This window comes from Cupriavidus sp. 05T41 (genome assembly GCF_056396525.1).
In genome coordinates, this window is record NZ_JBFTLQ010000014.1 from 1 (window position 1) to 21,053 (window position 21,053).

Annotated in this window: 16 protein-coding genes; 12 read left to right on the top strand and 4 right to left on the bottom strand. The window is 66.4% G+C overall.

Annotation, left to right across the window (positions count from 1 at the left end; genetic code table 11):
• Positions 1–204 precede the first annotated feature (204 nt).
• Complete coding sequence (locus tag AC1DKV_RS11120; RefSeq protein WP_441619661.1) at positions 205–567, top strand: hypothetical protein; 363 nt, start codon at positions 205–207, stop codon at positions 565–567.
• Between the two features lie 32 nt (positions 568–599).
• Here AC1DKV_RS11120 and AC1DKV_RS11125 read toward each other — a convergent pair whose 3' ends face one another.
• On the bottom strand, positions 600–1,445 hold the full coding sequence (locus tag AC1DKV_RS11125) for a class II glutamine amidotransferase (RefSeq protein WP_441619663.1): 846 nt from the start codon (positions 1,443–1,445) through the stop codon (positions 600–602).
• A gap of 312 nt (positions 1,446–1,757) precedes the next feature.
• Positions 1,758–2,597 carry a helix-turn-helix transcriptional regulator gene (locus AC1DKV_RS11130; protein WP_441619665.1) on the bottom strand — a complete coding sequence of 280 codons (840 nt, stop codon included), beginning with the start codon at positions 2,595–2,597 and terminating at the stop codon, positions 1,758–1,760.
• 237 nt (positions 2,598–2,834) lie between these two features.
• Between AC1DKV_RS11130 and AC1DKV_RS11135 the strand changes: the two genes are divergently transcribed.
• The 9 genes from AC1DKV_RS11135 to AC1DKV_RS11175 all read left to right on the top strand — a co-directional run bounded on the left by AC1DKV_RS11135 (position 2,835) and on the right by AC1DKV_RS11175 (position 15,868).
• A complete protein-coding gene (locus AC1DKV_RS11135; RefSeq protein WP_477137604.1) occupies positions 2,835–4,286 on the top strand; it encodes an aldehyde dehydrogenase family protein in 1,452 nt (483 codons plus the stop codon).
• Positions 4,287–4,467: 181 nt separating this feature from the next.
• Positions 4,468–5,502 (top strand): quinone oxidoreductase family protein, encoded by a 1,035-nt coding sequence (locus AC1DKV_RS11140; protein WP_441619667.1) that lies wholly within the window; start codon positions 4,468–4,470, stop codon positions 5,500–5,502.
• Between the two features lie 39 nt (positions 5,503–5,541).
• A complete protein-coding gene (locus tag AC1DKV_RS11145; protein WP_441619669.1) occupies positions 5,542–6,012 on the top strand; it encodes a RidA family protein in 471 nt (156 codons plus the stop codon).
• Positions 6,013–6,039: 27 nt separating this feature from the next.
• A complete protein-coding gene (locus tag AC1DKV_RS11150; RefSeq protein ID WP_441619671.1) occupies positions 6,040–6,990 on the top strand; it encodes a TIGR03571 family LLM class oxidoreductase in 951 nt (316 codons plus the stop codon).
• Between the two features lie 585 nt (positions 6,991–7,575).
• Positions 7,576–9,225 (top strand): GMC family oxidoreductase, encoded by a 1,650-nt coding sequence (locus AC1DKV_RS11155; protein ID WP_441619673.1) that lies wholly within the window; start codon positions 7,576–7,578, stop codon positions 9,223–9,225.
• Positions 9,226–9,243: 18 nt separating this feature from the next.
• Positions 9,244–10,698 (top strand): aldehyde dehydrogenase family protein, encoded by a 1,455-nt coding sequence (locus tag AC1DKV_RS11160; RefSeq protein WP_441619675.1) that lies wholly within the window; start codon positions 9,244–9,246, stop codon positions 10,696–10,698.
• A 22-nt stretch (positions 10,699–10,720) separates the two neighbouring features.
• A complete protein-coding gene (locus AC1DKV_RS11165; protein WP_441619677.1) occupies positions 10,721–12,709 on the top strand; it encodes an alkyl/aryl-sulfatase in 1,989 nt (662 codons plus the stop codon).
• Between the two features lie 97 nt (positions 12,710–12,806).
• Positions 12,807–14,360, top strand: coding sequence for a class I adenylate-forming enzyme family protein (locus tag AC1DKV_RS11170; protein WP_441619679.1), 1,554 nt, complete (start codon positions 12,807–12,809; stop codon positions 14,358–14,360).
• Positions 14,361–14,524: 164 nt separating this feature from the next.
• On the top strand, positions 14,525–15,868 hold the full coding sequence (locus AC1DKV_RS11175) for an amidohydrolase (RefSeq protein ID WP_441619681.1): 1,344 nt from the start codon (positions 14,525–14,527) through the stop codon (positions 15,866–15,868).
• A gap of 85 nt (positions 15,869–15,953) precedes the next feature.
• Here AC1DKV_RS11175 and AC1DKV_RS11180 read toward each other — a convergent pair whose 3' ends face one another.
• Positions 15,954–16,124 (bottom strand): tyrosine-type recombinase/integrase, encoded by a 171-nt coding sequence (locus tag AC1DKV_RS11180; protein WP_441619683.1) that lies wholly within the window; start codon positions 16,122–16,124, stop codon positions 15,954–15,956.
• Between the two features lie 366 nt (positions 16,125–16,490).
• Between AC1DKV_RS11180 and AC1DKV_RS11185 the strand changes: the two genes are divergently transcribed.
• Together AC1DKV_RS11185 and AC1DKV_RS11190 are read left to right on the top strand one after the other, a co-directional pair.
• Positions 16,491–17,462: a Bug family tripartite tricarboxylate transporter substrate binding protein gene (locus tag AC1DKV_RS11185; protein WP_441619685.1), complete on the top strand. Its 972-nt coding sequence runs from the start codon at positions 16,491–16,493 to the stop codon at positions 17,460–17,462.
• A 43-nt stretch (positions 17,463–17,505) separates the two neighbouring features.
• The gene (locus AC1DKV_RS11190) at positions 17,506–19,368 is read left to right on the top strand and encodes an alkyl/aryl-sulfatase (RefSeq protein ID WP_441619687.1); all 1,863 of its coding nucleotides are present in this window, start codon (positions 17,506–17,508) and stop codon (positions 19,366–19,368) included.
• A 119-nt stretch (positions 19,369–19,487) separates the two neighbouring features.
• On the opposite strand, the gene AC1DKV_RS11195 is transcribed toward AC1DKV_RS11190, so the two are convergent.
• A complete protein-coding gene (locus tag AC1DKV_RS11195) occupies positions 19,488–21,044 on the bottom strand; it encodes an acyl-CoA synthetase (RefSeq protein ID WP_441619689.1) in 1,557 nt (518 codons plus the stop codon).
• Positions 21,045–21,053: the final 9 nt, after the last annotated feature.

Here is a 21,053-nt window from a genome sequence, read left to right on the forward strand (position 1 = left end):
AAAACTGACTCGATCCTCCCGAAGAAGAACCGAACATGTTTTACTGTGCGAGCACTTTATAACTTGTAAGCTCCAGTGCTTGCGCACCGGGCATCCGCTATCAAGCGCCCACACTTATCGGTTGTTTGTTTGTTAAAGAACTTGCCGCGATTCGCTTTGCTTACCGCGTCGCTGCTTTGTTTTCAGCAGCAGAGAAACGAGATTATGAATTACTTTCTACGTTTTATCAAAGGTTTTGCAAAACTTTTTTTTGCTCCGGTTCGCCGCGCCTATAGCAATAGCACCGCCAACCTCACCTTTGCCCCCGCAACCCTTGTCCCGTCTGCTTTGCAGCCGCGCTTCGTGTTGCGAAGGGACCGAATACTAAGGCGCGCGCAGTTGGCTGGCAAGACTTTTCTGAAAATTTCGACGAATCGCTCCGGGGACACCATGCGAATCGTCATCGCGAGCACCTTGCGGCGCTTTGGGCCGTGGCCGAGCATCCAGAACGGCACTCACGCGTCTATCCCAAATAGCTGCCAGCCCGGCAAGCAGTCCACCACCGCCTGCCCGCCCTTGTGGCGCTGAATCCCGCTCCCGATTCGCCTCCGACCGCCCCCTTACTTCGACTGGTTCGGCAGCCGCGGCAGGAAGCGGTTGTGCTCGATCTCACCGCCCCGGGCGACCAGGATGCTCGCCTCGGGAATCTCCTCCCACACCCCCTGCACATTGATCAGCGGCTCGGACAGCACCAGGAAGGCATCGTCGCCGGCGGCGATGACGCGCGGGTCATCCGGGTAGAGTGCGCGCAACTGCCGGAACGAGGTGCTGTGGAACAGCGAGCGCGAGTCTGCCTCGCTCGAATAGCGCACTGCCACGATCTGCCGGCCATCGGTCACGCAGACGGTCATATTGAGTGGATACTGCACGTCGTGGCGGTGGCCGACGTCCTCGATCAGCCCGGCCATCTGCTCCAGCGCGCTGCACGGGTCGCGCTCCAGGCCAAAGGTCAGGGCCAGGAAGAACATGACCTCGGAATCGGTCGATCCCTCGATCCAGCGGAACAGGTGCGGCGCCACGGCCATCATCAGGTCGCGCCGCACGAGGGGGTATTCGCGGATCAGGCCGTTATGCACGAACAGCCAGCGGCCGAAGCGGAACGGATGGCAGTTGGTCTCCTGCGTCGGCGTGCCGGTGGCCGCGCGCACGTGGGCGACGAACAGCGGCGCCCGCACGGCCCGCGCCGTCTCACGCAGGTTGGTGTCGCTCCAGGCCGGGTGCAGGCAGCGGTAGCGGAACGGCACCTCCGAGTGACGCCCGTACCAGCCGACACCGAACCCGTCGCCATTGGTAGTGGTTTGACCCAGCCGCGAATTCAGGCTCTGGTCGATCAGCGAGTGTTCCGGCTGGAACAGCACCGTTTCCAGCGGAACGGATTTGCCCGAGTAGGCCAGCCAGCGGCACATGATGCTCCTCCTAGACAAGTGAGGCCGGTGCCTTCCGGTCCACCTTCCAGTTATAGGAGCATTCGTACTATTCGTGCCAGATCCGGCGGTTCGGTTGCGGCTACTCTCTTTGCCGGAACATTGATCAAATCCTCGGAGGCCGTTGGCTATCTGTCCCCGCCCGGCTTGTCCACAGGCTTATCCGGTCATGCGGTGGACAAATGATGGACAAATGGTGGACAAATCTCGCTGCGGTGCTGGTGCCCCATCAGGCCACCCGGCTTGCAAGGGGTATCCAGTGTCTCAAGGTCCGGACAGGGACCATCCTGTCGCTCAGTTGGCATGCTGCGGGAAAATCCCGGCAAGCACGCGGATCAGGCGGGACGTCGAGGAAACGCCAAGCTTCTGCCGGATACTGCGCAGGTGATGATCGACGGTGGAATGCGAGCGCTCCAGCTCGCGGGCGATTTCCTTGTAGCTGAGGCCGCGCGCAACCAGGCGCGCGACGCGGGCCTCCGACGCAGTCAGCTGGCTGGCGTCGGCAGGCGGTGCCGCGCCCTCCCCGCACGCCGCGTCGCGCTGCGCAGCCAGCTGGCGCGCGGCATGGAGAATGGGGCCGAGAATGTCGGCCGCCACGCTCTTGAGCTGCAGCGCGTCCTGCTCCGACCAGTTGCGTACCCGGTCGAGCTGGTCCAGGCAGATCAGGCCAACCGGTCTGGACTGGTGGCGCACGCATGTCGCGAGCTTGGACGCGGTGTGCGCATGGGTCAGGACCCGGCGCAGCGACCGGCTCAGCCGCGCATCGCTGTCGACTTCCCGGAAGGCGATCGGCTCGCCAGTGAGCCATAGCGAAGCGACGCCCGCTTCGTGGGTATCGATGGGCGTGCCGGCCATCTGCGGCACATCGTCGGACGCGAGCGCCTGCGCCGAGGGGATGTAGTAGCGCTGCCCGGGCGTGTGGAAGCCTGCGTCGACCCGATCCACGGCAAAGCTCGCCCGCAGCCATCGCGCGGCCACGCGCCAGCAAGCTTGCGCGTCATCGAGGTTCAGCAGCATCTCGGCAGCCAGTTCACGACTGCCCGGCCTGGCCGGGGCACGGCCGCTTGCCAGCAGCGTATCGCGCAGCTCCCGTTGTGCGCACAGCAGCACTGCTTCATAGCTTTGCGTGATCATGTCGCCTCCTTTGCGCGCCGTTCTCGCCCTACGCGCGATCAGCCGGCCACGTAACGCGACCGATCTTATAACCGACCGTGCGGTCGGTCAATTATCCGATCTCCGCTGGCCGGCGGAACAGCACTGCGAATCTTCGCAATGGCCGGACTGCGGCGACCTTGGGAGACTGCCGGCTCGCCCTCGATCCCGCGGGCAGACAGCCGCCAGACATTGCGGCTGGCCAACAGGAGACAAAAGATGATCCCGATGCTTCGGCACTTCATTGACGGGCAGGCCGTGGCCGCCTCCAGCGGTCTTACCCTCGACGTCACCAGCCCGGTGACGGAGAGCGTCATCGCTACCATGGCCGCCGGCACGCGCGAGGATGTGGACCGTGCGGTACAGGCTGCGCGCGCTCAGCTGGACGGCGGAATCTGGTCGCGCATGTCCGGCACGGAACGTGGCCGGTTGATCGGCAAGCTTGCAGACCTGTGCGAACGCGACGCGGCGCAACTCGGCCAGTACGACGCCCAATCGATCGGGCGGCCGCTGGCGGAGCCGGCGGTGCTCGATTTGCCCAACGGCATCGCGACGCTGCGCAGCGCGGCGGGCTGGGCCGACAAGATCGAAGGCCGCAGCATCCCCACGCCTGGCTACATGGGCATGCAGACGCTCTCTTATACCCGGCGCGAGCCGGTTGGCGTGGTGGCGGCGATCGTGCCGTGGAACACGCCCTTCATGATCACCTGCTGGAAGATCGGGCCGGCGCTGGCCGCCGGCTGCACCCTGGTGCTGAAGCCGGCCGAGGAGACGCCGCAGTCCGCGTTGCATCTTGCGGCGCTGTGCAAGGAAGCCGGGTTCCCTGACGGCGTGCTGAACGTCGTGACCGGCGCTGGCGAGGTCGTGGGCCGCGCGTTGTGCGAGCACCCCGGCGTGGACAAGATCACCTTCACCGGCAGCCCCGAGGTCGGGCGCGAGATCCAGCGCATTGCCGGGCCGCTGTTCAAGCGCGTATCACTGGAACTCGGCGGCAAGAGCCCGCAGATCGTGTTCGAGGATGCGCCGCTGGAAGCCGCTGTGAAAGGCTGCGCGATGGGCCTGTTCTTCAACCAAGGACAGGTTTGCGCCGCTGGCTCGCGCATCCTGGTGCACCGCAGCCTTGCCGATTCGTTTGCCACGGCGCTGGCGGAGGTGGCGGCATCGATCGCGGTCGGCGATCCTGCGGCGGAAGGCGTGCAGATGGGTGCCGTGGCCAAGCGCGAGCAATTCGAGCGCATCAACGCCTATATCGCGGAGGGCATCAGGGAAGGCGCTCAGTTGCTGGCTGGTGGCGTCGCGCCGCACACGCGCGGCTGGTTCGCCAGGCCGACCATCTTTGCGAAGGCGCGCAACAGCATGCGCATCGCGCAGGAGGAAATCTTCGGTCCCGTCGGAGTCGTGATTGCCTTCGATTCCGAAGACGAGGCGATCGCACTGGCCAACGATACGCGCTACGGGCTTGCCGCCACCGTCTGGACCAGCAACCTGGCACGGGCCCATCGCGTCGCGCATGCGGTCAAGGCGGGCGCCATCGGCATCAATTGCTGGGCACCGATCGATGCGCGGCTGCCTTGGGGCGGCATGAAGACCAGCGGCATCGGGCGCGAATGCGGGTTGTCCGGCGTGCTGGCCTACACCGAAGAAAAGGCCATCACGGTGCTGCTCGCGTAAGCGTGGGACGAGGCCTTGCTACGCCGCGGCGTGGTGCGCTCCGGGCCAGGTTCTGGTCAAGCTCGTCCACCGTCGCGGCATTGTCCCTGGCCCCGGTCGTAGAGCACAGGGCAAAGACACAGGACAAAGACACCAGGTGCCTCGAACCGAGGCACCGATTCACTGATATTGGAGTTCCAAGATGCAAGCAGCAGTCATCCGGTCCTTTGGCGGACCCGAGCAGATTCAACTGGAAGACATGGCTACCCCGACGCCCGGCCCGGGCGAAGTGCTGGTCAAGGTACTGGCCGTCGGCGTGAACCGGCTGGATCACTATGTGCGCCTCGGGCAGATCGCCCCGGCGCTGCCGTTCCCCCACATCCTGGGATCCGACGCAGTCGGGGAAGTGGCCGGGCTTGGCGAGGGCGTAACCCGCTTCGCGCCCGGCGATCGCGTGATCTCCATGCCAGGCTACCCGACCGCTGCGGCCGAGGCCGGCATCCGCCCGGTGACCGCGGCGGCCAGCTACGCGATCCCCGGCATCCAGATCCCGGGCACCTATGCCCAGTACATCGTCGTGCCCGAGGCCTGGCTGCTGCGCGACACCACCGGCCTGCCGGTCGAGCAGGTTGCGGCACTGCCGGTGGCGCTGCTGATCGCCATCCGCTCGGTGCAGATCGTCGGCGAAGTCACCGAAGGCGACATGGTGCTGATTCATGCCGGCGCGTCGAGCACCGGCATGATGGCCATCCAGGTAGCCCGTGCCCTCGGCGCGCGCGTGGCCACCACCGTGCAGGACAACGCCTCTGCCGCGCTCGCAAAAGACCTCGGCGCCGAACTGGTCATCAATGCCAGGGAAGAGGATTTCGTTGAAGCACTGCACGCCTGGACCGATGGCCGCGGCGTCGATGTCGCGATCGACAACCTGGGTGGCGACATCCTGCCCCGCACGATTGCCGCGGTGAAGCCCCTCGGCATCATCGTGGCCATGGGCTTCATGGCCGGCACGGATGTCACCTTCGATATCCGCGACTTCTTCTTCGCGCAGAAGCAGTTGCGCGGCACGCTGGTGGGCGACATCGAGGACTTTGACGCCTGGCTCGCCCCGATCCGGGAGGGCAAGATCAAGCCGCAGGTTGACAGCGTGCTGCCCTTGTCGCAGGCTGCCGAGGCACACCGGCGCATCGCCGGCCAACACGCCCGGGGCAGCATTGTGCTCCTGCCTTGGGTGGCATGATGCCTTGCCGGCGTCATGCAATAACGCGGGAGCCCAACCATGGCTGACGACGTGATGGAGCGCCTGGCGGCGCTTGGCCTTGCCTTGCCCGAACCGATGCAGCCGCTGGGCGCCTACCTGCCGGTGGTGGAGGCGGGTGCGATGCTGTTCGTATCGATGCAGGGCCCGATGGTCGCCGGCCAGCCGAAACTGGTCGGCCTGGTCGGTGGCGAGCTGACGGTCGAGGAAGGCCGGCTCGCCGCCAGGCTGGCCACCCTCAATGCCCTTTCCCAGATGCATCGCTACCTGGGGGGATTCGGACGTGTCAGGCAGATCGTGCGCGTGGAAGGCTATGTCGCGTGCACCGACGATTTCGAGCGCCATCCGTATGTGCTCGACGGCGCCTCGGAATTGCTGGCGGCGGTATTCGCCGGCCGGGCCGGCCATGCGCGTTCCTTGTGCGGGGTGCGCAACCTGCCGGGCCGGCTGCCCGTGGCGGTCGCCGTCACCGCCGAGCTGAAGGCGCCGTGAAGCGCTGCGCGAAAGGAGGAATGCGCGATGGACAACAAGCACGCAGGCACGTTCGGGCGGGTCTTCAGTGACCGGCAACTCTCCGTGGGCCTGTCACTGCCGATGCTCCGGGCCGGGCAAACCGTGGCGGACTTCAGCGAGCAGCTTGGGCTGGCCCGCCTGGCCGACACGCTCGGATTTCGTGTGCTCTGGATCCGCGACGTGCCGCTCAACAGTGCCGACTATCCGGATCCAGTCGGCCACCTCGATCCCTGGGTCTTCCTCGGCGCGCTGGCTGCGCGGACCGAACAGATCGCCCTGGCCAGCGGCGCCATCGTCCTGACACTGCGGCATCCGCTGCATATTGCCAAGGGTGCCATCTCGACCAATGCACTGTCGCAGAATCGCTTCATGCTCGGCCTGGGCTCCGGCGACCGGCCACCGGAGTACGCCGCGTTCGGCAAGGACACCGAGCAACGCAGGGAACTGTTCCGGCGCAACTGGGAGACCGTCGCGGCGGCGGTCAACCTGCCCTCACGAGTCGCGCCTGACCACGCAGGTCCCGATTCGCCGGCGTTCTTCCTGTTGCCGGCGTCGCCAGCCGCCATCCCGCTGCTGGCCGTTGGCTCAGGCGGCCAGAGCGTCGACTGGATCGCACGGAACGCCTGCGGCTGGATGACCTATCACCGCGAGCCGCAGGACCAGCACGCCAGGCACCGGATGTGGCGCACCGCGGTCGAGCGCGCCGTGCCCGGTGCGTTCCGAGGCTTTGGTGTGGCCATGCGACTGGACCTGGATGCCAACCCGGACGCGCCCGCAACGCCCATTCCACTGGGCTACCACGTCGGGCGGCGCGGCCTGGTCGACGTGCTGCGGGACATGCGTGAAAGCGGGACACATCATGTATCGCTGAACTTACCGGCCTCGGGGCGCCCGCCGCGCGAGGTGATCGAAGAAATCGCCGCGGAAGTCCTGCCGGCGTTCCACGCAGTCAGTTGATGAGCAGCGCGGCACCGGCAATGTCGAAAGCTTGTGCCTGCGCTCCATCGCCCTCCAGCGCTGCCTCCAGCGCCGTTTCCGGGATCAGGTTCCGCCCTCGCGCCTGAAGCAACGCCACAGAGATTGGCGCAGCCGGTCAATTCGTAATGTGGCTCGCTGACGATATTCCAGCACCCTTGTCGCGACATTGCCCCGTTCGGCGCATTACACAATTCCCCCCCCAAGCCCGGTGGGTATCGCCCCTATCTCGAATGCTTCAATCCGTCTGTGACGCCGGGGGCAAGAGACACGTATCCGGCTAGTCGCACTTACTGTGCGAATTCTGGCGTTGGCGGCCGGGGAAGCCGATCGCAGCAAGAATTCGCGCGCCCGCTTCTTACGCGAAACGGGATCTTCCAGTGGGCGACCTCCCTGCTGCCGTGTCTATCCGAGGCAGGTGGAAGTGCGCAACCAGGACCGGCGCGGCATCTAGGCTGCCGTTCCATGACACGCCACTGGATGGTCGAGCGTATGAAGGCATCCGCATGCCAGGTCAGTGAAGGGCTGCGGAGCCTGGACATCTCACGAGGACAAGGAATGCACCTGATGGAAAGTCAGTTTGACTACATCGTGATTGGCGGCGGATCGGCCGGCTGTGCCGTGGCGGGCCGTCTGGCCGACGCAGGCAGCGGAAGAGTCGCGCTGCTCGAATCAGGGCCGCACGACAAAAGTGCACTGGTCACGACGCCGGTGGCGGCGGCCGTTACCGTCACTCGTCGCAGCCAGCGCAACTACCTTTACCGCTCCGAGCGCGAGGCCGGACTCAACGGGCGCCGCAGCTTCCAGCCGCGCGGCCGGGGCCTGGGTGGGAGCTCGTCGATCAACGGCATGATCTACATCCGCGGCACGCCTGGCGACTACGACCGCTGGGCGGCGCTCGGCTGCGACGGGTGGGCGTGGCAGGACGTGCTGCCGTACTTCCGGCGCGCCGAATGCAATGAGCGCCTGGCGGGCCGCGACGACGACGCGCTGCACGGCGGCCATGGTCCGCTCCATGTCAGCGACGTGCGCTCGCCCACGCCGTTCTCGCACCTGTTTATCGAGGCCGCGCAGGCGGCCGGCTACCCGCGCAACGACGACTTCAACGGTCCGCGCCAGGAAGGCGCGGGCATGTTCCAGGTCACCCAGCGCAACGGTGAACGGTGGAATGCCGCCCGCGCCTACCTGCACGGCAGCCGGGGCGGCAAGGGCGACCTGTCCGGCGGACGCGGCAACCTGCATGTGCTGACGGATACGCAGGTGCTGCGCATCGTGTTCGACGGCAAGCGCGCCGCCGGCGTGGCCGTGATGCGCGATGGCCGGGAGCAGGTGCTGCGGGCCCGGCGCGAGATCATCCTGAGCGCCGGGGCATATGGCTCGCCGCAACTGCTGATGCTCTCCGGCATCGGGCCGGCCGGCCATCTGCGCGAGCATGGCATCGCCGTCATCCACGACGCGCCCGAAGTGGGCCGCAACCTGCAGGAGCACGTCGACGCGCTGCTGTCGGCGCGGCTGACCACCGCCGACCTGTTCGGCATCTCGTTGCGCGGCGGCCTGCGCATGGCAATGGAACTGCGCCGCTACTACCGGCGCGTGCGCACCGGCATGTGGACCAGCAATCTCGTGGAGGCGGGTGCGTTCATCAAGTCGCAGCCGGAACTGGCCGATCCCGACCTTCAACTTCACTTTGCGCCGGCCATCGTCGACCGCAAGCATCCGTACGGCCATGGCTACTCGTGCCACGTCTGCGTGCTGCGCCCATACAGCCGGGGCGTGCTGCGCCTGAAGTCCGCCGATCCCGGCGAGGTGCCCGCCATCGACCTGAACATGCTGTCCGATGAACGCGACATGGATGTGCTGGTGAGAGGCGTGCGCATCGTCAAGCGCATCCTGGACCAGGCGCCGCTGTCCCGCTTCGGCGCGAAGCCGCTGCACCATGGCCACCTCGCGGCCGACGGCAGCGACGACGACGCCATCCGCGCCATGATCCGCCAGCAGGCTGATACGGCTTTCCACCCCGTGGGCACCTGCCGCATGGGCGGGGATGTTGCGTCCGTGGTGGATCCGGATTTGCGTGTGCGCGGGGTGGAGGGCCTGCGAGTGGCCGACGCCTCGATCATGCCGACGATCATCGGCGGCAACACCAATGCCCCCGCCATCATGATCGGCGAGAAGGCCGCCGACCTGATCCTCGGCCGTTCCGGCACGGCCGGCTGAGATCAAGGAGAAGACAGCATGCAAGACAATACCCCCACCTGCACCAGCGCGGGCATCGACGCCCGGATCGCCGCCATCGTCGCGTGCCAGCGGGCGGCGCATCTGGCAGCCGGACCGGCCAGTGCGGCGCAGCGCATCGACTGGCTGGACCGCGCGATCGGCCTGCTGGTGGATCACCAGCAGGAGATCGTAGAGACCATCGGCGCCGACTTCGGCCACCGCAGCCATGATTTCTCCCGCGTGACCGAGGTGCTTTCCCCGCTGAACGCGCTGAAGCACGCACGCGCGCAAGTGGAGCAATGGATGCAGCCGGAGCCGCGCCCGGTGCCGCGTGGCGAGGCTTGGGTGCAATACCAGCCGCGGGGCGTGGTGGGCGTCATGGGGCCGTGGAACTTCCCGATGGCCGCGTGTTTCATGGCCTTGCCCGGCATCCTCGCCGCGGGCAATCGCGCGGTGATCAAGCCATCGGAATTCACCCCGGCCACCGCGGAGCTGATGGCGCGGCTGATCCGCTCGGCCTACGACGAGCGCGAGGTCGCGGTGGTGACAGGCGGCCAGGACGTTGGTGAAGCTTTTACCCGCCAGCGTTTCGACCATCTCCTGTTCACCGGCGCGGGCTCCGTCGGGCGCAAGGTAATGGCCGCCGCGGCGCAGAATCTCGTGCCGGTCACGCTGGAACTCGGCGGCAAATCGCCGACCATCGTCTCGCAGTCGGCGGACCTGCGCGAGGCCGCGGCCCGCATCATGGCCGGCAAGCTGTGCAACGCAGGCCAGATCTGCCTGGCGCCCGACTACGTATTCGTGCCGAAAGCGAGCGTGGAAGCCTTCATCGACGCGGCCCGCGACACCGTGGCGCGGTGCTATCCCACGCTTCGCGACAACCCCGACTACACGGCCATCGTCAACGAGCGGCACCTGCGGCGCCTGCAGGGCTACCTGGCCGACGCGGCCCGTCATGGCGCCCGCGTCGTCGAGCTGAGCCCGGCGAACGAGTCCTTTGATGACGCAGGCACGGTGTGCCGCATGGCCCCGGCGCTGGTCATCGACCCGACCGACGACATGGCCATCATGCAGGACGAGATCTTCGGGCCGCTGTTGCCGGTGAAGCCCTACGACTCCATCGACGAGGTGCTTGCGTACATCGAGGCGCATCCGCATCCGCTCGGCCTGTACTACTTCGGCACCGACCCCACGGAAGAAGCGCGCGTCCTCGACGCGCACCACGTCGGGCGGCGTGACGCTCAACGGCGTGCTCGCTCACGGCGGCGTCGAGGATTTGCCGTTCGGCGGCGTCGGCCCAAGCGGCATGGGCGTCTACCACGGCCGGGACGGGTTCCGCACGTTCAGCCACGCGCGAGCCGTCTATCGCTGCCCGCCAAAGGCCTTGGATCCGTTGCCCCCGCCGTACACCGAGCAGGGGCGGCAGTTCATCGCGTCGCTGATCCGGCGGTGAACGCCCCGCCTGCCGCATAGAGAAGACTTACTGGAGGGATGTATGAATCGCTTTTCAACCGCGCGTTGCCGTCTGGCCGTGATGGCGTCGCTGATCGGCGCGACGCTGTTCCAGCCCGTGCTGGCCGCCAACCCGCAAGGCAGCCTGCCGCCGAGCACCATCACCGCCGCGAAGAACGCCGAGGCCGTGAAGGCCTTGCCGTTTACCGACCGCACCGATTTCGAGTCGGTCACGCGCGGCCTGGTGGCGCCATTCAAGGGCAAGATCCGCAATGCGGCCGGGCAGGTCGTGATCGACCTGGACTCCTACGCTTTCCTGGATACCGACAAGGTGTCCGACGCCATCAACCCTGCCCTGTGGCGGCTGGCCCAGTTGAACCGCAACGCCGGCCTGTTCGAGGTGGCGCCGCGCATCTACCAGGTCCGCGGCATTGACGCGGCCAATATGACGATCATCGAGGGCGACGAGGGCTTGTTCATCATCGACCCGCTGACCGTGACCGAGACGTCCCGCGCAGGGCTGGAACTGTACTACCAGCATCGCCCGCGCAAGCCGGTGGTGGCGGTGGCCTACAGCCACAGCCACGGCGACCACTTCGGCGGCGTGCGCGGCGTCGTGGACGAGGCTGACGTGCGTTCCGGCAAGGTGAAGATCTATGCCCCGGCCGGCTTCATGGAGGAAGCCATCAGCGAGGGAGTCCTGGCCGGAACCGCCATGATGCGCCGCGCGCAGTTCCAGTACGGCGTCCTGCTGCCGCACGGCGAACTCGGGCAGATCGACGGCGGGCTCGGCAAGGGCCTGCCGGTGCACGGCACGCAGACCCTGCTTGCGCCGACCGTGCTGATCCGGAACACGTTCGAGACGCACCGGATCGCTGGTGTCCAGGTCGAGTTCCAGCTCACGCCGGGCACGGAAGCGCCTGCCGAGATGAATTTCTTCTTCCCTGAGCTGCGGGCGTTGTGCATGTCGGAGAACACGACGCCGATGATGCACAACATTCTCACGCTGCGTGGCGCGCTGGTGCGCGACCCCAAGGCGTGGGCCACCTACATCGACGCGAGCCTGGAGCGCTACGGCGACAAGGTCGACGTGATGTTCGTGTCGCACAACTGGCCGACCTGGGGCGCCGACCGCATCCGCACGATGCTGGCCGACCAGCGTGACATGTATGCATACCTCAATAACGGCACGCTGAACCTGATCAACAAAGGCTACACACCGGCCGAGATCTCCGAGAAGATGGACAAGCTTCCGGGCGACCTCGACCGCAAGTGGTACACGCGCGGCTACTACGGCTCGCTCAGCCACAACTCGCGTGCCGTGTACCAGCGCTACCTCGGCTTCTACGACGGCAATCCGGCAAACCTCGACCCGTTGCCGCCAACCGATGCCGCCAGGCGCTATGTAGCCGCCATGGGCGGTGCTGACGCCGTGCTGCGCCTGATGCGCGGCGCGATGGACAAGGGGGATTACCGCTGGGCCGTGCAGCTCGGCAACCACGTCGTATTCGCCGATGCCGACAACAAGGCCGCGCGTGACCTGCAGGCGGCGGCGCTGGAGCAACTCGGCTACCAGACTGAAAATGCCACATGGCGCAACGCCTACCTGACGGCAGCCATGGAACTGCGCAACGGTGTCCCGAAGTACGACATGGGCGCCACCCGCCTCGACATGATCCAGGCGATGGAACCTGGCCTGTTCTTCGACTACCTTGCCGTGCGCATGAACGCCGGGAAGGCACAGGGCCACGACATGACGCTGAACTGGGTGTTCGAGGACAGCAAGCAGCCCTTCGCGCTGACGCTGCACAACGGCGTGCTGACATACCGGCGCGGCGAACTGAACCCGAACGCCGACGTCACCGTGCGCCTGGCCAAGGCCACGCTGGACGAGATCAACCTGCGTCGCCTGGACTTCCCGACCGCGGTCAGTAAGGGCCAGATCAAGCTCGAGGGTCAGGGCCAGAAGCTGGGCGAGTTCATCGGCATGCTCGATACCTTCGACACCCAATTCAATATCGTCACACCTTGAGCACGCCGTCCCGCCACGGCGGGCGAGCCCCCATCCAGACCATCAGCTGGCCCGCCCTACCCCGCGGCTGGGCCGGCGAAGCACAAAGGAGAACCCAATGCGCCTAGCAGACTACTTCGACGCCGCCGCCTCACGCTTCGCGGATGACCTCGCCTTCATCGACGGCGCCACGCACGTCACCTTTGCCCAGGCCAGGCGCTTCGTGCATGCCGTGGCCCATGGCCTGAACGCCGACAAGGCGCTGTCGCCCGGCGCGCATATCGCGATCTACGCGCCGAACGACTATCGCATCAGCCTGCTGCAGATCGCTGCCAACCGGGCCGACATGGCCTGGATCTCGGTGCACACGCGCAACGCGGTAGAGACCAACATCGCCGTGCTCGACTACGCCGACTGCGAGGCCATCCTGTTCCACAGCGCGTACGAAAACGCCGTGCTGGCGCTGAAGGCCGGCCTGCCACGGGTGCGCAAGTTCATCTGCATCGACCAACCCTCGGCGCATGGCGACTGCCTGCAGGACTGGCTCGACGCCTACCGTGAGCCGTTTCGCGCGCCGCCGGAGAATCCGGACCAGACCATGCTGCTGCAGCCCACCGGCGGCACTACCGGCCCGTCGAAAGGCGCGGAGCATACCCACCGCTCATACGAGATCGCCCTGATCAACGTCTACGAATCGCTGCAACTGGAGCGCGCCTCGCGCGTGCTGGCGGTGGCGCCGCTCACGCATGCGGCCGCCATCGTCACGCTGGCAGGGGCGATCCGGGGCGGCCGCACCGTGGTGTTGCCAGGCTTCGATCCAAAGACCGTGCTGGAGGTCATCCAGCGCGAGGGCATCACCCATATGTTCCTCCCGCCCACCGTCCTCTACGCCTTGCTGGCGGACCCGGCCATTGCCACCGCGGACCTGTCCTCGCTCCGATGCCTGCTGGTCGGTGGCGCGCCCATCGCCCCGGAGCGGATGCGCGAGGCGGTGGAGCGCTTCGGCCCGGTCGTGCACGAGGTTTACGGCCAGAGCGAATGCGGCATGCCGGTGATTTTCAAGCGGCCGCAGGACTACCTGCTGCCGAACGGCAGCTTCGACGACGCCGCGCTGCGCTCGGCCGGCAAGGGCACGCCGCTGGCGTGCGTCGAGATCATGGACGACGACGGCAACCTCCTCGGCCCCGGTGAAAAAGGGGAGATCGTGGTCCGCTCGACCATGGTCATGAAGGGCTACTACAAGATGCCGGAAGAAACCGCGCAGGTATCGACGTTCGGCTGGCATCACACGACCGACATCGGCATCCGCGACGAGCGCGGCTTCATCACCATCGTCGACCGCAGGAAGGACATGATCGTCAGTGGTGGCTTCAATGTCTTCCCGTCGGAAATCGAGGCCGTCATCCTCAACAACCCGGCCGTGCTCGATTGCGCGGTGATCGGGGTACCCGATCCCAAATGGGGCGAGGCGGTCAAGGCGATCGTGCAGGTCAAGCCCGGACACGAGGTCATGGCCGAAGAGCTGATGGCGCAGTGCAAGCAGGTGCTCGGCGGCGTCAAGGCGCCCAAGTCGGTTGAGTTCTGGACCGACCTGCCGCGCAGCGCGGTTGGCAAGGTGCTCAAGCGCCAGATTCGCGACAAGTTCTGGGAGGGGCATTGGCGCGCCGTGTGAAGGCATGCGGCATGTGGCCCTGACGTAAGGGCAATCCCCAGCCACCCATTCCGGGGGGCGAATCCGCCACAGCGATCAGCTAGCCTAGTGCTCCAGGCACTAACGTGACGCCGGTGTTTGCCGATCGCCGCGCTCCCGCTACCAAGATCAACGGAGACGTTTGCATGACCTTTTCTTCCCGGATATCGCAGCTTGCCGGCGGTGTGTTGCTGAGTATGTTCGCCAGCACGGTTTGCGCCCAGGCCGAGATCGATGTGGCGAAGCTCAAGACCGCAATCGATGGCAACCTGGTGTCGGCCTACCCCGCGCTCGACGCCCTCTACATGGACCTGCACGCGCACCCCGAGCTCGGATTCCAGGAGACCCGCACCGCCGCGAGGCTGGCCAGCGAGATGCGCAGGCTCGGTTTCGACGTCACCGAGGGCATCGGCAAGACGGGCCTGGTGGCGATCTTCCGTAATGGCCCAGGGCCTACGGTGCTGGTGCGCACCGAACTCGACGCCTTGCCGATGGAGGAGAAGACGGGATTGCCCTACGCCAGCAAAGCAGTCACTGACTGGAAGGGCAAGCCCACGCCGGTCGCACACAGCTGCGGGCACGATGTGCACATGGCGGCTTGGGTGGGCACCGCGCAGACGCTGGTGTCGATGAAAGCGCAATGGCATGGCACCTTGATGTTCGTGGCGCAGCCGGCGGAAGAACTGGTTTCCGGGGCAAAGGCCATGCTCGAGGCCGGCCTGTTCACGCGCTTCGGCAAGCCTGATTACGCCTTTGCCCTTCACACGGCGCCCATGCCGGTGGGCTTCATCGGTTTCGATGCCGGCCCGCTCACTTCCAATTCGGATGACCTGGAAGTCCGCTTCAAAGGCCGCGGCGGGCATGGTTCCGCCCCGAACAGGACGATCGATCCTGTCATGATGGCATCACGCTTCGTGGTAGACCTGCAAAGCGTGATCAGCCGCGAGAAGGACCCGAAGGAATTCGGCGTGGTCACAGTCGGCGCTATCCAGGGCGGCACCGTAGGCAACATCATCCCCGACGACGTGGTCCTGCGCGGGACCATCCGGTCCTATAAACCCGAGGTGCGCGAGCAGATGCTGGCAGGCGTCAACCGGACCGCCAAGGCGGTGGCCGACATGGCTGGCGCCCCCGAGCCCGAGGTGCGCATTACTGAGGGCGGCAAGGCCGTCATCAACGATGCGCAACTGGTAACCCGTACCGAGGCCGTGTTGCGCAGCGCCTACGGCAAGGGCGTGACGCGCATGCCGGCGATCACTGGCAGCGAGGACTTTTCGGAGTTCGTCAATGCCGGCGTGCCGTCGATGTACTTCTTCATCGGCGCCTACGATCCGCAGCGCTACCACGCTTCGCGCAAGCCGGGGGAGACGGCGCTGCCCTCGAACCATTCCCCCTTCTTCGCTCCCGTGCCGGAGCCCACGATCAAGGCGGGCGTCGGCGCGATGAGCCTTGCTGTATTGTCTGCATTGGCGCAGGCCAAGACAAACTGAGGGGCTGTCGGCGTGCGGCTGCTGCGCGCCAGTAAGCAAGCTGTCGGCGGGCAGCACGGCTCGCGCACGGTGCTGGTCGCGATCTTCAAGAGCGCACCGTGGTGGCAAGGCTGCGATGGCCCATCAGCAACTGGATCGTGTGCACATCGGTGCCGCCCTCCGGCAGGTGCGTCGCGAAGGCATGCCGCAACGAATGCGGCGTAGCGGGTTTCTCGATGCCACTACGCTGACGCGCGAGCTGGCATGCCTCGGCCACTGCATGGCGGGTGAGGGGCCGCCCGGGGATATGGCTTTACCCAGGCCTCCGCCGTCGTACTCGAACGCCATCGCCAGCGCAACCGCTCCGGTCGGCACCTTCCCGCTGGAAACGACACGATAACGCTGCAGGTCAATGAAGTTGTGTGTCACCACCAGTTTGCGGTGCGTATTCAAATCAACTCTTCTGACTTGTGGTCTACGTGTTTTCGCAAAGATCGGCGCGGGCGTTTCGCGGTCGGTGTTGGGGAAATCCCCGCCCCCCAACCCCGGTGGGATGAACGCCAGGGGCCGGCCCTACGCTTCGGGAAGCGGTTGCCGCCACGCGGCAGCCATGCCAACCGAAACACAAGCGAGGAGCCACTTCGTGCGCATCAAGACACTTTCCGTAGTCCTGGCGCTGGCATTCAGCAGCGCCGGCTTCGCCCAGGAGTATCCCAGCCGTCCCATCACCTTCGTGGTCCCGGCGCCCGCGGGGGGCGCGCTCGACGCGGTGGCCCGCTCGTTCGCCAACGAGATGGGCAGGCAGATGGGTCAGAGCATCGTGGTGGAGAACAAGCCAGGTGGCGGTGGCATCCTGGCCTTGCAGAACGTAGCGCGTGCCACAGCTGACGGCTACACCGTGCTCATCTCCCACTCCGCACCGCTCATCAATACGCCCTACCTTTATGCCTCCGTGCCGTACAACGTCCGGCGCGACTTCGCCTTCGTGTCGGAGCTGTGCGTCGGCAATCTCGTGCTCGCCGCCTCCGCCGACGTCCCTGCGAACGACGTCAAGGGCCTGCTGGCATGGGCCGCCCGGCACAAGGGCAAGGTCAGCTACGGCTCGTACGGGCAAGGCACCTATGCCCATCTGGTCGGTGCCTACCTGAGCCGCAGCAGGCAGCTCGACATGGCGCACATCCCCTACAAGGGCGAATCGCCGATGGCACAGGACATCGCCGCCGGCGCGATCACCTGGGGCGTGGGGACACTGGTAGCGCTGCGGCCCTACATGGATTCCGGCAAGATCAAACCGCTTGCCGTGATGGGCAGCACGCGGGCCAAGGGCCTGCCCAATGTACCGACCATGACCGAGGCCGGTTTCCAGGATGCCGAACTCGCCCCGGCCGGATGGGTCGGCATGCTGGCGCCGGCAAAGACGCCCCCGGCCGTGTTGGCCCGTCTGGAAAAGGAAGCCCGCGCCGCCGCCCGCTCCCCGGCCATGAGGACCCGCCTGGAGACCTACTCGCTCGAACCGGTCGGCAACAGCGCCGTGGAATTCCGCCGCGACTTCGAAGCCAACGAGCCAGTCGTGGCTCAGCTTATCCAGTCCTCCGGCGCCAAGGCCGCCGACTGATTTTTCCTTGCTTTTTCCCCTTGTCACACTTCACGGCTTTCCCATGAACGCAACCTCTCAGGTCCAGCCGGTTCTGGACGATATCGACTTCGAGAACGCCCAGCGCGGCTTCATCGGTACCATTCCCGACGCGGAGATCCGCGACGCCCGGGGCCGGCTGGTCTGGTCGATGGCCGACTACGCCTTCCTCGATGATCCGCAGCCCGCACCCACCGTCCACCCCAACCTGTGGCGACAGGCACGCCTGAACATGGCCCACGGCCTGTTCAAGGTGACCGAGCGCGTCTACCAGGTGCGCGGCTTCGACGTCGCCAACGTCAGCTTCATCGAGGGTGACACTGGCGTGATCGTCATCGACCCGCTGACCGTCGCCGAGACCGCCGAGGCAGCAATTGCCCTGTACCGCAAGCACCGTGGCGACCGCCCGGTCAGCGCCCTCATCTACACGCACAGCCACGCCGACCACTACGGCGGCGCGCGCGGCGTGCTGGACGAAGCCGATGCCGTGGCCCGCAAGGTACCGATCATCGCACCGCAGGGCTTCATGTGGCATACCGTGTCGGAGAACGTACTGGCCGGCAATGCCATGATGCGGCGTGGCATGTTCCAGGGCGGGCTGTCTTTGCCCAAGCACGCCTGCGGCCAGGTCGACTGCGGCATCGGCAAGGGCATCCCGGTGGGCACCGGCACGCTGATCCCGCCGACCATGACCATCGAGCAGGAAGTCGAGACGCACGTCATCGACGGCGTCGAGATCATCTTCCACCTGGCGCTGGAAAGCGAGGCACCGTCGGAGATGTTCATGCACTTCCCCGGCCTGCGCGCGCTGAACACGGCCGAGATCGGCGTGCAGACCATGCACAACCTCTGCCCCCTGCGCGGCGCACAGGCGCGCGACGCCCGCGTCTGGTCACGCTACCTGGACGAAGCACTCGACCGCTACGCGCCGACCGCCGACGTGGTGTTCGCCCAGCACAACTGGCCCACCTGGGGCAACGAGCGCATTCGCCACTACCTGCGCCAGCAGCGGGACCTGTACAAGCACCTGCATGACCAGACCGTGCGCCTGATGAACCGCGGGATGACCGGCATCGAGGTGGCGGAGGTCATGAAGCTGCCCGATTCGCTCGCCAGCACGTGGGCCAACCGCGGCTTCTACGGCACCATCTCGCACAACGTGAAGGCCATCGTGCAGCGCTATCTCGGCTGGTACGACGGCAACCCCGCCCACCTGCACACGCTGCCGCCCGAGCAGTCCGGCCCGCGCTACGTGGCCTATATGGGCGGCGCCGAGGCACTGCTGGAAAAGGCCCGCGCCGACTTCGCGCGCGGCGAGTACCGCTGGGTGGCCGAGGTCAGCAACCACCTGGTCTTCGCCGACCCGGCCAACCAGGACGCCCGCGCCCTGTGCGCGGACGCGCTGGAGCAGCTCGGCTTCGCGGCCGAATCGTCGACCTGGCGCAATGCCTTCCTGCTGGGGGCGCAGGAACTGCGCAAGGGCGTGCCGAAGCTGCGCCGCAGGAATGTCAGCCGCGACCTGGTGTCGGTCCTGCCGCTAGAACTGCTGCTCGACTACTTTGCCGTGCGCCTGGATGGCGACCAGGCCAACGGCGAACAGATGGAGATCGAATGGCGCAACCCCGAGACGGGCGAATGCTGGGCCATGCGGCTGGAAAACGCCACCATGACCTACCTGCCCGGCGCGGCGCGTGGGGCATGCACGGCGAGCGTGTCACTGGGACGCGAGGCACTGGCCGCGCTGCAGGCCGGTGACGGCCTGCCTGCGATGTTCAGCCATCTCGTCGAGACGGGTGCCATCCAGGTCGAGGGGGATACGGCAAGCGTGGTGAAGCTGCTCGGGATGCTGGAGGACTTCGATCCGATGTTCAACGTGGTCGAACCCTGACGGTTTGCTCCCCCTCCCGTATTGCGACGTATTGCGGGAGGGGGAGCAAACGAGCAAACGCTGGGCCATCGTCATGCCCGGCTGAAAGAAAAACGGGCCGCTATCGCGGCCCGTTCCGTCTAGTTCACCGCCCGCGTTCGTCCTTCCCAGAACGGCGCCCGCAGATCCTTCTTCAACACCTTCCCCGCCCCCGACAACGGCAGCGCCATACGGAACTCCACGGTCTTGGGCACCTTGTACCCGGCGATGAACTCCCGGCAGTGCCGACGGACGTCATCCTCATCCACCGTCATGCCCGGTCGCATCACCACTACGGCATGGACCGCCTCGCCCCACTTCTCGTGCGGCACGCCGATCACGGCGCAGGCGGCGACCGCCGGATGCCTGGCGATGACATTCTCCACCTCGGCCGAATAGACATTCTCCCCACCGCTGACGATCATGTCCTTGATGCGATCGACGATGAAGAGATAGCCCTGCTCGTCCATATAGCCGCCGTCGCCGGTATGCAGCCAGCCATTGCGCAGCGCCTTGGCGGTCTCCTCCGGCTTGTTCCAGTAGCCGGCCATGATGTTCGGTCCGAACACAATGATCTCGCCGACCGTGCCGCGCGGCACCTCGTTGCCGGCCTCGTCGACGATCTTCACCAGCACGGCCGGGCCGCCACGGCCCACCGAGCGGAACAGGCCACTTTGGCGTCCAGCCTCACTGTGGTTGGCGGGCGGGTTCGACGAGACGCCCGGGCAGGCCTCGGTGAGGCCATACGACTGGCTCAGCTCGACGCCAGGCAAACGCGCCATGACCTCCTCCAGCAGCGCGGCGGAAATCGGCGAGGCGCCGTAGGTCAGCCGCCGTACCCGGGAGAAGTCGGTGATGGCAAAGTCCGGGTGCGACAGCGTCGCCTGGATCATGGTGGGCACGAGCGCGATCTCCGCGACGCCGTCCTCGCGGATCGCTCGCAGCACGTCGGCCGCGTCGAAGGACGGGATCACGGCGTGGGTCTCGCCGGCCAGCCATTGTACGATGGCGCGCCCCAGGCTCGCCACGTGGAAGAACGGCCCGGCGTGCAGCACGGCGGCATCGCGCACGGGCGGCGCTTCCGCCAGCCGTTGCATCCCGCTCGACCACAGGTTCAGGTGCGTCTGCATCACGCCCTTGGGAAAGCCCGTGGTGCCGCCGGTGTACATCACCGAAGCCAGGTCGGCCCCGCCCCGGCCGGCATCCGCCACCGGCTCGCTGGCCGCGATCAGGCCTTCGAACGACAGCATGCCGGCAGGCGCTTCGCCGTCGCCAGCGTGGATCACCACGCTGACGGAGCGCGACGCCGCGCGGATCGCATCCACCAGGTGCAGGTGATGGTCGTCGACGATCAGGATGCGTGTGTCGCAATCGTCGAGCGAATACGCCATCTCGGGCACGCTCCAGCGGATATTGACGGGGTTCACCACGCCGCCGCCCCACCACACCCCCATGAAGTACTCAAGATAGCGGTCGGAATTGAGCGCGAGCATGGCGACACGGTCGCCCGTCGCCATGCCGTGGGTACGCAGCCCGGAAGCCAGCCGCGCGACGCGTGCGGCCATCTCGCCATAGGTGCGGCGGCGGTCGTGGAAAATGGTTGCCGTGCGATCCGGTGTCAGTTGCACGGCGCGCTGAAGGCTGAGTGTGAGGTGCATTTCTTTTTT

What these genes read in the sequence shown, in the direction of transcription:
- AC1DKV_RS11120 (WP_441619661.1), top strand. Translation starts at nt 205, where the DNA reads ATGAATTACTTTCTACGTTTTATCAAAGGTTTTGCAAAACTTTTTTTT.
- AC1DKV_RS11125 (WP_441619663.1), bottom strand. Translation starts at nt 1,445, where the DNA reads ATGTGCCGCTGGCTGGCCTACTCGGGCAAATCCGTTCCGCTGGAAACG.
- AC1DKV_RS11130 (WP_441619665.1), bottom strand. Translation starts at nt 2,597, where the DNA reads ATGATCACGCAAAGCTATGAAGCAGTGCTGCTGTGCGCACAACGGGAG.
- AC1DKV_RS11135 (WP_477137604.1), top strand. Translation starts at nt 2,835, where the DNA reads ATGATCCCGATGCTTCGGCACTTCATTGACGGGCAGGCCGTGGCCGCC.
- AC1DKV_RS11140 (WP_441619667.1), top strand. Translation starts at nt 4,468, where the DNA reads ATGCAAGCAGCAGTCATCCGGTCCTTTGGCGGACCCGAGCAGATTCAA.
- AC1DKV_RS11145 (WP_441619669.1), top strand. Translation starts at nt 5,542, where the DNA reads ATGGCTGACGACGTGATGGAGCGCCTGGCGGCGCTTGGCCTTGCCTTG.
- AC1DKV_RS11150 (WP_441619671.1), top strand. Translation starts at nt 6,040, where the DNA reads ATGGACAACAAGCACGCAGGCACGTTCGGGCGGGTCTTCAGTGACCGG.
- AC1DKV_RS11155 (WP_441619673.1), top strand. Translation starts at nt 7,576, where the DNA reads ATGGAAAGTCAGTTTGACTACATCGTGATTGGCGGCGGATCGGCCGGC.
- AC1DKV_RS11160 (WP_441619675.1), top strand. Translation starts at nt 9,244, where the DNA reads ATGCAAGACAATACCCCCACCTGCACCAGCGCGGGCATCGACGCCCGG.
- AC1DKV_RS11165 (WP_441619677.1), top strand. Translation starts at nt 10,721, where the DNA reads ATGAATCGCTTTTCAACCGCGCGTTGCCGTCTGGCCGTGATGGCGTCG.
- AC1DKV_RS11170 (WP_441619679.1), top strand. Translation starts at nt 12,807, where the DNA reads ATGCGCCTAGCAGACTACTTCGACGCCGCCGCCTCACGCTTCGCGGAT.
- AC1DKV_RS11175 (WP_441619681.1), top strand. Translation starts at nt 14,525, where the DNA reads ATGACCTTTTCTTCCCGGATATCGCAGCTTGCCGGCGGTGTGTTGCTG.
- AC1DKV_RS11190 (WP_441619687.1), top strand. Translation starts at nt 17,506, where the DNA reads ATGAACGCAACCTCTCAGGTCCAGCCGGTTCTGGACGATATCGACTTC.
- AC1DKV_RS11195 (WP_441619689.1), bottom strand. Translation starts at nt 21,044, where the DNA reads ATGCACCTCACACTCAGCCTTCAGCGCGCCGTGCAACTGACACCGGAT.